Source organism: Cellulosilyticum sp., assembly GCF_982396655.1.
Genome location: NZ_CEVXFV010000082.1, coordinates 1 through 12141 on the forward strand (window position 1 = coordinate 1; position 12141 = coordinate 12141).

7 protein-coding genes are annotated in these 12141 nt (G+C 34.2%); all 7 read left to right on the top strand.

Annotated elements, in window-relative coordinates:
* Positions 1-1018, top strand: a 1018-nt coding sequence (locus AC1VAQ_RS19950) for a pentapeptide repeat-containing protein (protein WP_302597023.1), incomplete at its 5' end; no start/stop codon positions are given.
* Position 1019: 1 nt separating this feature from the next.
* A complete protein-coding gene (locus AC1VAQ_RS19955) occupies positions 1020-1541 on the top strand; it encodes an imm11 family protein (RefSeq protein ID WP_302597024.1) in 522 nt (173 codons plus the stop codon).
* On the top strand, positions 1542-2234 hold the full coding sequence (locus AC1VAQ_RS19960) for a DUF4280 domain-containing protein (RefSeq protein ID WP_302597025.1): 693 nt from the start codon (positions 1542-1544) through the stop codon (positions 2232-2234).
* A gap of 28 nt (positions 2235-2262) precedes the next feature.
* Positions 2263-9777, top strand: coding sequence for an RHS repeat-associated core domain-containing protein (locus tag AC1VAQ_RS19965; protein WP_479904445.1), 7515 nt, complete (start codon positions 2263-2265; stop codon positions 9775-9777).
* A gap of 14 nt (positions 9778-9791) precedes the next feature.
* Positions 9792-10265, top strand: coding sequence for a hypothetical protein (locus AC1VAQ_RS19970; RefSeq protein ID WP_302597028.1), 474 nt, complete (start codon positions 9792-9794; stop codon positions 10263-10265).
* A gap of 38 nt (positions 10266-10303) precedes the next feature.
* Positions 10304-11803, top strand: a complete 1500-nt coding sequence (locus AC1VAQ_RS19975; RefSeq protein ID WP_302597029.1) for an RHS repeat-associated core domain-containing protein — start codon at positions 10304-10306, stop codon at positions 11801-11803.
* 28 nt (positions 11804-11831) lie between these two features.
* Complete coding sequence (locus AC1VAQ_RS19980) at positions 11832-12125, top strand: hypothetical protein (protein ID WP_479904446.1); 294 nt, start codon at positions 11832-11834, stop codon at positions 12123-12125.
* The last annotated feature ends 16 nt before the right edge of the window (positions 12126-12141 follow it).

A 12141-nucleotide genomic window follows, 5' to 3' on the forward strand; every position in this document is an offset into this window, starting at 1 on the left:
AACATTTTTCATAAATTTTTGTGCCTTGAGCACAGCGAAAGGAATGATAGTTAAGGTGACAAGACAAGAAGCATTAACACATTTTACAACCTATGCAAATGAAGTGTTAGAAGACTATAAAATGGGCTTTTGGGAACACCTTCAAAAACAAAGTAAGAAATTAGAAGAAGTGATATTGGAAGGTTTTACAAAGCTTAAAGAACAGGTTGAAAAAGCACATAAAGATGAGATTGTACATTTTCAATTTTCATTCTTAAGGATAGATTTAATAGCGCGTCAATACACCGTATTATTACATGCTTATGATGTAAGTTGGTATTTAGATGAAGCTCCTGTTATGGTGAAACTCGATATTAGTTTTTTATTTGAAGAACTTAATAAACGTTGGGATAAGCTTATCGCTGAGGGAAAAAGATATGTAGGCAAGATTAACCAATATGATATTTTAAATAGAATATTTGATGAAGTTAAGGAAGTAAATGGACTGATTGCACACTTGCTACGTTTTACTTTAAAAGATATAGAAAGTAATGCGGATTTTAAGGCCATTCCCAAGTGTGAGTTATGGATTATAAGATGGGGTGAATATCGTGATCATAGTGAAATTATTTTACAAGTAGATCGTTATCCTAAAACACAAGAAGACTGGGAAGAAGCACTTAAATTAAGTGCAGAAAAGGAAGACCAACTGGTATGTAGTTATTGGTATGAAGGTAATTTCAAAGGCGGTCATTTAAAAGAAAAACAGCTTTACTTTGCAGTTTTTGAAAAGTGTCAGTTAGAGGATATAGATTTTTCAAAAGCCGCCTTTTTAGGGGGAAAATTTAAAGAGTGTGAACTAAAAAATTGTAGTTTTAAAGGGGCATTACTTAAGAATAGTGATTTTAGAGAAAGTCATTTTGAAAATGTAGATTTTGAGGAGGCAGATTTAACTGAAGCAATATTCTCAGATGTAGATGTACCTTATTTACATCTTTCCCCTATTCAGTTACAAAGCATCCATATAGAAAGGAGTTAATATGCGTTACTTTATTATGAAACAAGACCAGCACTTATCATATAGTTTTAAGCTAAGAGATTTTGATATGAATGGCAAGCATCAAGTTTTCCATAAAGAAGAAGCTAATCAGTTAAATGATACAAGCTTCCTTTATGTTGTAGGAAAAGGGGATGAAGCTTATTCAGATTTTATTCAAAATCCTGTGTATATGGCATCTGAGGTTGTACAAGGTGTTTTGGATATGTATGAAGATGAACTGATTAGCAAGAAGGTAGTGATTATTCATAAGGAAACGCAAAGAGAGGAAATATATTATCACATTATAACGGACCATATTGAGGCATTAAGTGAAAAGGCATTATTTTATCCAGATGGCCTGGAGAAAAAAATAATTTTAGATAGAGAGAAAATAGGCGATCATCATGTTTTTCAATTAAAGGATGTAAAAGGTGTGTACTTAATAGTGAGCTTAGCTGTGGTAGAAAGTCTATTAAGAAGGCAAGTACAGGGAATTTTATTTGAAGAAGTAGAGGTGGTTTAAATGGGAGGAGAAGCACCAAAAAGTTCTTTTGATGCCAATAAAGCAGCAGATCAAGCAATAGCCCGTAGTAAAGAGAGAGCAAAAGAGCGTGCTGAAGCTGAGAAACAAGCAGAGCAGCAAGCGAAAGAGGGGGGACAAGAGCAATCAGAATCAGCAGCTCAAGAGGGAGAAGCAAACGCATTAGCTGCAGTCGCAGCTAATGCAATGGCTATGATTCAAAAAGCAATGAACCCATCTTATGTTGTACATGGTGCAGAAACTTATTGTTCATGTGGCATACGTGTAAGTCATGTGGTGGTACCATTAAGCCATGGCTGCTTTATTCATGATATTGCACAATTAATAGTCTCAGATTTTAAGCCCTATACGAATATACAGACCTTTGGGGGATGTACAAGCCCAGAAAATCCATCGGTACAAGCTGTGGCAGCTGCAATTACAGAAAAGGTAAATAGTGAGCCTAAAAGCTTTTGGGAAAAAGTTATGGGTATCTTTTGTAAAAATGAGGTAAAACCTGATGATAGCCTTATGGCGCAATGTGTAGGAGAATGTACACCAATTATTGTGTCACCTTGGAGTAATGGAAAAGCAACAGTGAGATTAGAAAGTATCAAACCATTACTTGAGACAGGAAAACTAACTTGCCAGTATGGGGGCGAGATCAAATTGGTATCTACAGGACAGCCTGGATAATTACAGGAAGAAGAAATGGGGTGAGTAAATGGAATTATCTTATAGGGGAATAAAGGTAGAACTACCTATAGAAGAAGCAATTCAAATTGAATATTTTTGTTTAAAAGAATCCTTAAATGAACATGTAAGGCTTTCACTTAAAATATTAATGGATGAGATGAAGATTGCGGAAGCTGTAGAGGCATTAGGGGAAAATAGCTGTATTATAGTGACCCAAATGCACCGGCAAAATAAGAGAGAACAAGCTATTTTTAAAGGAAAACCACTCAAGGTAAGTATGTGTGAAGAGGCCGGACACTATTATTTACTTTTAGAATGTGTTTCTTATGCTTATGACTGGGATTTAGAAAAGAAAAGTCAAAGCTTCTGTGATTTAGATTTAACCTATAAAAGTGTAATCGAAAAAGTATTAAAACCATATCCAAAAAAAGATTTTCAAGATCAAATTACAAACAATGCAAAAATACCTGATTTTTTACTTCAATATGAAGAGACGGATTGGACCTTTTTAAGACGTCTCGCTACCCACTTTGAAACCTTTTTACTAGAAGACCCCACAGAAACATTTGGGCGTATTTACTTTGGGCTTCCCAAGTTACAGTATGGCATGAAGCTAGAACAAGACGAATTTATTATCCAAAAAGATTTGGAAAAATATTACTTTTTTAATGCACTCGAAGCCTATTATCCACAAGAAACAATTACTTGGCATATTCAAACACCTAAAAGGCTTTATTTAGGGGAAGAAATCTTGCTCAATAAGGTAAAAACACAAGTTACAAGCGTTACTTTAGAAACAATACAAGATGAATTGATTTTTAGTTATGTTTTAAGTCGTTTAAAAGGGGTACGTGTGCCTTATCAAATGCATCCAGATATTTACGGCATGAGTATACCTGCAGTTGTTAAAGAACGAAAGGGAAATTGTGTCAGGGTACATTTTGATATTGACCCTGTTTATGAAGCAAGGCCGAATCTGAAGTATTTTACTTATGCCATTGAAAGTAGTAGCTTTTATTGCATGCCAGAAGAAGGCAGTAAGGTACATATTTATTTTCCAAGCCATGATGAAAGAGAAGCCATAGCAGTTCATGCCATACGTACAGCAACAGGCGCAAGTAAGTATAATAGCCGTGCACAAAATCCAGATAATAAATCATTTTCGAATACAACAGGTTCAGAAATGAAGATGACCCCAAGTGATATTAGTTTTGCAGCAGATGAAGGCAAGAAGATCTGTATTACGCTAGATCAATCTGGAAATATCAACTTAGTGGGTAAAAACATTTCTATGCAGACTCAAAAGAGTATGAACATTGGTGAAAGAGAGGCACCTCCAGGTTCAGATGTGCCACCTGTTAAGCCTAAAAGTATTCATATTACGGCTAAAGAAAACCTTGCTTTAGTAAGAGAAGATGGTAGTGAACAAGGTATTTTTTTAACAGAAGAACAAAATGTTATGGCTACTTTTATGAAAAAAGATGGCAGTGTTAAGAATCCACCTGCACAGTCACCAGAGTCATTTTTACCTGACCCAGCAGAAGATGAAGCACTAAGAGCAGACTGTAATGCCAATGCCTATGAGCAATTAGAAGCTAAAAAACAAGCGGCAGTAGATAGTTTTCGTAAGGGTGTTTGTACCATACTTAAAACAGTAGCTATAACAGCTTTAGCAGTAGGTTTAACAGTAGCGACAGGTGGAGCTGGGGCTGCACTAGCAGGTCCATTAATGATGACAGTATATGCAACAGGTGCTGCTCAGACTGTGATGGCTATTAGTGATACAGCAGAGGCAGTGCAAGATTATAAGAAGGTACAATCAGGAGATTTGCGGCAATCCTATAATTTTATGAGGGATACGGTCTTTCAAGGAAATGAAAAAGCTTATCGCCTTGTACAAGGTGGGGTTGAAATTGTTTTTGGTATTGTTTCAAGTATAGCAATAGGTGGTGGATTTAGCAAGTTAGGAGAGTTGGGAAAGCTGGGGAAGGTTGGAAAAGTAGCGCAGCTCTGTAGTAAGAGTAAAAAAGCTCAAGTATTATCGCATATGGGAGTTAATGGTATTACAAGTGCTATAGATAGCTATATTCAAACAGGTAAAGTAGACCCAGGAAGTCTAGCATTTAATGTAACCCTAGGTGCAATTACTGGACACTTTGGTAGTAAAGCGACACAAGGCATTATAGGTAAGCTGAGTGCTAAAGGCGGTAAGTATGTTGATGATGTTCTTAATAGTACACTAGGTAGAAAAGCTACCAATATGGTAGTTGGGACAACTGTGGATACAGCAATGGATGGAGCAGTATCTTGGTTAACAGGGCAACCCTATGATATTAAGCAAAGCCTTGCCAATAACCTTACAGCTAACTTTTTAGCAGAATGTTTTGGTGAACCTATTGATGCTGTAACCGGTGGTTTCTTTATCGATGCCGTAGATTTCAAAATGCCTGATTTAAATGAAGAGTTTGGGTTAAAAAGACATTATAGTTCAGCTGATTTAGCAGTAGGCATGCTAGGCAAGGGCTGGCATTTGAATTATGATAGTCAGCTTTTTAAAGATGAGGCAAGGGTTTATGCCACTTTGGTGACAGGACATACAGTAAGCTTTGTGAAGATAGATGGCACCTGGCAAAATGAAGCAGGCGAAAATGGACGTTTTAGTTTAAGTTACGATACGCTGCATAGTGAGTGGCATATTTTAGACTATAAAACCCATAATACTTATGTTTATAATGCAACAGGTAGAATGATTTACAGTATTGATAAGAATAATCAAAAGACTATTTTTGAATATAATAATCAAAGGCTGCAAAAGATTACAACAAGTTTAGGTTATACTTTAAGGTTTACCTTTGATGAAGATAAGTTAATACAAGTGACAGATGATTTAGGGCGTACGCTGCAATATCGTTATGAAGGCGATTTATTAACCCATGTGGTACATTTGGACCAAGGGATTTCTACTTATACGTATACTAAGGAAGGTTATATAGAGTCTGCTATTGATAAAAATGGGGTCACTTATTTAACCAATACTTATGATGCAGAAGGACGTACTATTTTCCAAGAACTTGCTAATGGTTATACTTATGAAGCAACTTATGATACCAAAAATTATGTAACGACGGTTAATTATAATAAGGGTGAAAAGATAGAACGCTTTTATTATGATGAAAACTTACTCATTCATAAGATTGAATATATGGATGGGACAGCTACGTATTATGACTATGATGCTTATAAAAATCGTTGTTATGAGAAAAATCGTTTAGGTGCTGTTAGCCAAAAGATATATAGTCCATATAATGAACTTCTAGAAGAAGTTTTACCAAATGGCTTACATACTGTTTATAGTTATGATGAAGACCATAGACTTATTAAAAGGGTAGATAATGGTGGTAGGGAAAGTCTTTATAACTATGATTTTAAACATAATCTTATAGAAGAAAAACATAAGATTGCTACAGGAAAGTGGCAAAGTAAGCATTATACCTACGACTATATGGGTAGAATGCTGACAGAGGAAGATAGCCTAAAAGGCATGATAGAATATGTTTATGATGAGGGGCAAAGTGAACCAAGTCGTGTGAAAAATGCTATGGGTGAAATCACTTACTATGAATACGATAAGCTAGGCCGCCGCATGAGCATTGAAAATGACTATGGTACGGTGGAATTTGGTTATAACAACCTGAACTATGTGACCCGCATTAAAGATGGAGAAGGCAATATTACGCAAAAGCTTTATGACCAGATGGGTAAATTGGTGGCATTTTATTCGCCTAAGGCTTGGGCAAGTAAAGAAAAGGGTTATACCTATAAGTATGATTTCTTAGACCGTTTAGTAGAAGTGATTGACCCATTAGATCAACATTATAAGCAAGAAACAGATGTAGAAGGGAATTTGATTAAACAAATTCATCCGAATACTTATGATTCTAGTACAGAAACAGGGTTAACGACTACTTTTGAGTATAATATTGATAATAAGTGTATTAAGAAGCATTATTTAGATGGTGGGATTGAAAGATTTTTTTATGATGCAGAAGGCAATCTGATGAAGCACGTTTTACCTGAAGCTTATGATGCTCAAGTGGATGATGGAAGAGGATATACTTATAGCTACAATGAAATGAATCAGCTTGTCACGGTCATTAATCCTGAAGGTGTACAAGAAGCTTCCTATACATATAACTTAAATGGTGATTTGTTAGAAAGTAGAGATGCTAAAGGTTATACCACCTACTATCGCTACGATTTATTAGGCAATTTAATTGAAAAACGTGAACCTGTTAAGGAAGAATATAACAAAGTATTGTATAAGTTAACATGCTTTGAATATGATTTAAATGGCAATAAGATTACAGAAAAACATGGCTTAGATTTTGTAGTTGAAGAAGGCTATCCAAGAAGTTATCATAGCATTTATTTAAGTTATGATAAAAATAATCATCTGATTAAAGTCAAAGATGATTATGGCGCTATGCTGCGTTATGAATATAACTGCCTTGGTCAAAGAAGCTATGAAGAACGTAAAATTAATGAAGAAGTTTCACAGTGTATTCACTATATTTACAATAAGGCAGGCTGGCTGGTTCAGAAGAAAGAAGCCTTAGATAGCCGTATGTTAGGTGAAAAGAGTACCAGAACTTTATGGGCAGTCACGAAGTATAACTATGATGCAAATGGCAATTTAACCGCTATTCTAACACCAAAAGGTTATCAAATAGAAAGAAGTTATGATGCCTGTGACCGGTTAGTGAGTGAGCATGTGGTAGACAAGGAAAATGGTATTGATCGTACCACATACTACACCTATGATGCAGCCAATAATGTTATTAAAGTAGAAGAGCAAAGTGAGGGTGTGGCACCTAATAAGCGGGCTTATGACTATGATTTAAAAGATAGATTAACGCATATCAAGGAGAATGAAAGTGTAGTCCAACGTTATTTCTATAATAAAAATGATCAACTTATTAAAGAAGTAGATGCAAGAAACTATCAAGTACAGTTAGATAATGGGGCTGGAACGACTTATAGTTATGATGCAAGAGGAAATAGAGTACAAACAGTTAATGCACTGGGACAAATAGTGGAAGCAAATGAATATGATCCTTCTAATAATCTACTGGTGCAAAAAGATGCTTTAGGTCATCCAATCACTTATGATTATACGATTCAAAACCAAGTGTTATCTGTCAGCACAGCAAGAACAGCGGAGCAAGGTAAGAAGCTTCAAACGTATAGCTATAATGCCAATGGTCAAATCACAGGTATCATAGATGGTAATCATAATGAAACCTTCTACCAAGTAGATGGCTGGGGACGAATTACAGAAGTCACAGCAGCAGATGGTGGGGTAGAAAAATATACTTATGACCATGCAGGTAATATCACCACGACAACAGATGCCAATGGTGGCACAATTACTTATCATTATAATAGTTTTGGCAAGGTCAGTGAAATCATTGACCAAGAAGGCTTAAGTGAAAAATTCTATTATGATGAAGAAGGACGATTAACGCTACATATCGACCGAAATGGCAACCGAGTAGAAAATACCTATAATATAGATGGCAATTTAGTCAGTCAAGTAGCTTACGCCGATAAGGGAAATAATAGGTCTAGTATTGCAAATAATCAGGGTGAAAATGTTTCTATTAATATAGAAGAAACCCCATCCACAGTTAGAAAAAGTTATAGCTATAATACAAAAGGCCAACTACTTACCGCCAAGGCCGATGGATTTGTATATAACTATAGTTATACACCAGAAGGTTATTTAGCAAGCAAATCAACATGTGGACGTACCTTAATTGCATATACGTATTATAAAGATGGACAAATTGCTTCTATTAAAGATATAACAGGTAAAAGTACTTATTATAGTTATGACATTTTAGGTAGAATCAATGAACTGACAGATGATGAAGGGAAAGTCGTTGCAAAGTATACTTATTTACCTAATAATTTAATAGAAAGTATCATTTATGGTAATGGTATTAAAACAGTTTATAGCTATGACAGTGACCAAAATATTTCTCATTTACTCACCCTAACAACAGAGGGTGAAAAGCTCCAAGACTTTGCTTACCAATATGACCTCAATGGTAATCGCTTAAGCAAAGTAGGACTTAATCAAGAAACACATTTTGCTTATGATAGTATGAATCGTTTGATTAAAACCCAATATCCTAATAGAGAAGAAAGTTTTACTTATGATTTAGTAGGCAATCGTTTAAGTCAAACGCTTAATGGCGAAATAAGCACTTTTATTTACAATACAAAGAACCAACTTGTTGAATTGCACAAAGATTTAGGCATTACAAACTTTACATATGATGTTGGGGGCAATATACTAAAAGAAAGTAGTCCACAAGGCACTAGCACTTTTAGTTATAATGCTTTAAACCAACAGACTAAAGTTACAACCTATCAAGGCAATACGCTCATTAATCGCTATGATGCTGAAGGCTTAAGAGCAGAGATTGAAGAAAATCAGAAGCTGACTAAGTTTATATTTCATAAAGATGAGATTTTAGTTGAGACTGACCAGGAAGACCAAGCAATATCAAGGTTGATAAGAGGTTATGATGTTGTTGCTGGTGATATTGCAGATGTAGAAGGTAGTACAGGAAGTAATGAACAGGGAAGATATTATTATCAGCTAGATGAGCAATTTAGTACAAGCTTTATTACTAATGACATTGGAAAAGTAAAAAACCGTTATACTTATGATGCATTTGGTAATACTTTAGAAAGCCAAGAGGGTATTCACAACAGAATTAAATATACTGGCCAGCAATATGACCCTGTTACTCAGCAATACTATCTAAGAGCAAGGTTCTATAATCCTATATTAGGTAGATTTATGCAAGAGGATATTTATCGTGGGGATGGACTGAATTTATATGCTTACTGTAGGGATAATCCTATTATGTATTATGATCCTAGTGGATATGTAAAACAAAGTGAACTGGCACAACTAGTAAAAAATATGACTCCTGAGCAGATAAGGCAAGAATTGCAGAATCAATATGAGCAATTTAAAATAAATAAGCTATCAAGCTTAGCTACATCTGAAGAAGATTTAATTTCATTCACATATGGGAAAAAAAATAAGGTGACTAATGAATTAACTATAGCAAGTTATGGAGCTACGCCTAAACCAGTGGGTGATGATATGACACCTCATCATATGCCAGCTGCTGATTCAATTCAAAATGATGGCATAGGATATAAAGAAGGAATATGTACTAATACAAAGACAAGTACACATTACTTGACCTTTACTTATGGAATGGGAGATAGTGAGGCTAGAGCATATGACTATGCATTATATAATGCATTAAGTTATGAAGAAAGATTAGATTTTGATATAGAGAACTTACGCTGGGCATATGGTACTGAAAGAGTTAATGTGGACATGGATGTGGTAAATGATGCATTACAAAAACATAGGGATGAAGCTATGAAAGTATATAATGAAGCACAAAATAAAAAAGCTAATACTATAGATAAAACAGGTAAATGTACTAAATAAAGGAGAGATAAAGGATGAAGGACATAGTAGAAAAGTTGGATAAATATGCCCATGGGCATGAAAAAAATGATTTTGAGGGGTTTGATCATATTTATAATCAAGTAATAAGTGGAGAACTAATCTTAGAACTAAGTGATATTGTCCTATTATGTAGGATTTTCAATAAAAAGTTTGAACATATTGAGCCACATCAATACTGTGACATTCAAGAAATGACTATAGTGACAATGAATAATTATGACTTATGTGATGCTTTTAAAGAATTAATAAAAGGATTAGATTTAATATTTAGTAATGCAAAAGAACATGTAGAGGAATATATTGTAATGCTCTTTGATAATTACGATGATGAAGAACTTAAAATTTTTGCAGAACAAATTAACCCTAATGAAAAACAAAATTTTGTACAAATATTGCATGAGATAAAGTTAGAGCGTCAAGATTACACGGAGGAGATAGAATTAATATTGAAAACTATTACAGAGTAACAAGACTTTTCGATTATATAGCATGGCAAGTTTAATTCTTGCCGTGCTTTTTCTTTTTCATAAGATTAAAAGTTTACATTCTTAAAAGAGGAAGGGCTAACCAATATCCTAATAGAGCAGAAAGTTTTCCTTATGATTTAGTAGGCAATCGTTTAAGTCAAACGCTTAATGGTGAAACAAGCACTTTCATTTATAATACTAAAAATCAGTTAACAGAGTTGCACAAAGATTTAGGTATTACAAACTTTACATATGATGCTGGGGGCAATATACTAAAAGAAAGTAGCCCACAAGGGACAACCACTTTTAGTTACAATGCTTTAAATCAACAGACTAAAGTCACAACTTACCAAGGCAAGACACTTGTTAATCGCTATGATGCAGAAGGTTTAAGAGCAGAGATTGAAGAAAATCAGAAGCTGACTAAGTTTATATTCCATAAGGATGAGATTTTAGTTGAGGCTGACCAGGAAGACCAAGCAATATCAAGGTTGATAAGAGGTTATGATGTTGTTGCTGGTGATATTGCAGATGTAGAAGGTACTACAGGAAGTAATGAACTGGGAAGATATTATTATCAGTTAGATGAGCAGTTTAGTACAAGCTTTATTACTAATGGTAATGGAAAAGTAGAAAACCGTTATATTTATGATGCTTTTGGTAATATTTTAGAAAGCCAAGAGGGTGTTCATAACAGAATTAAGTATACTGGTCAGCAACATGATCCTGTTACTCAGCAGTACTATCTAAGAGCAAGGTTTTATAATCCTATATTAGGTAGGTTTATGCAAGAGGATGTCTATCGTGGAGATGGATTGAATCTATATGCTTATTGTAGAAATAATCCTGTAATGTATTATGACCCTAGTGGTTATATGGAAATTACACCTATAAATGATACTGCAGAGGCATATATAAATAGGTTAAACTACATACCAAAACAAGATGCTCATTATGGAGAGTGGACAGGTAATCGAGGGGAATCTAAATTTGAATTAAAAGAATATGAGGATATGACTAGTCAACATAAGAATGCACAGGGGATACTCAAGCAATACAATGAAACGGGTGTGATTTATAATAATGCAATGCCAGAATTTGATAAGTTTGCTGTTTTTACTGTAGATATTGACATGACAACAGATAGGCCTACAAATTATAAATTAACAAGTGATGCAATTGCTAATGAGATAGTAAAATATAATGGGAATTCAAGTGAGATGGTAAGAAAAAATGCAGCTGGAATGAAGAATGCCCATGAAAACTCTTTGAAGGTAGCTAATGGAATATTAGATGATAAAATTATAAAAAAGCATCTTAATAATGAAAGGTTGTCTCTAAATGAAAAACAGTCTAAGATAGCAAGTAGATTAAATACTTTAAGAGAAAAAAATAAATTAACTGTTCATGAACTGAATAATGGAAAAACAGTACAGTTAATACCAACAGATATAAATGGAACCTTTGGACATTTGGGTGGAGTTTCAGAAATTAAGGCGCAAAATCAAGAAATTGAATCAGAGAAGAAACATGGTTAAAATAGTTACTATATTGGAGGGTGAAAAAATGAAAAAAGAAATAGTAATAATAGATGAAATATTAGGAAAAATTAATTACGAAGGAGAATATTGGAGATTAGAGAATAGTATACTAATGAATTTCAATAACACAAAATTATTGCTATCTGTAAAAGTACATATTATGTATAGCGAATTTACAGAATATAAATTAGGAATAGGAGATTGGGAAGAAGATGACTTTGATATTGAAGAAATAGAAGGATATGATAGATATCAGAAAGATATAAAATCAATATATATGTATCATAAGCGTAAACTTAAAACTAAATCTTTCCAGTAACAAAAATAATAAAAAT

Coding starts and splice junctions, on each gene's coding strand:
- AC1VAQ_RS19970 (WP_302597028.1), top strand. CDS start 9,792: ATGAAGGACATAGTAGAAAAGTTGGATAAATATGCCCATGGGCATGAA.
- AC1VAQ_RS19955 (WP_302597024.1), top strand. CDS start 1,020: ATGCGTTACTTTATTATGAAACAAGACCAGCACTTATCATATAGTTTT.
- AC1VAQ_RS19965 (WP_479904445.1), top strand. CDS start 2,263: ATGGAATTATCTTATAGGGGAATAAAGGTAGAACTACCTATAGAAGAA.
- AC1VAQ_RS19980 (WP_479904446.1), top strand. CDS start 11,832: ATGAAAAAAGAAATAGTAATAATAGATGAAATATTAGGAAAAATTAAT.
- AC1VAQ_RS19960 (WP_302597025.1), top strand. CDS start 1,542: ATGGGAGGAGAAGCACCAAAAAGTTCTTTTGATGCCAATAAAGCAGCA.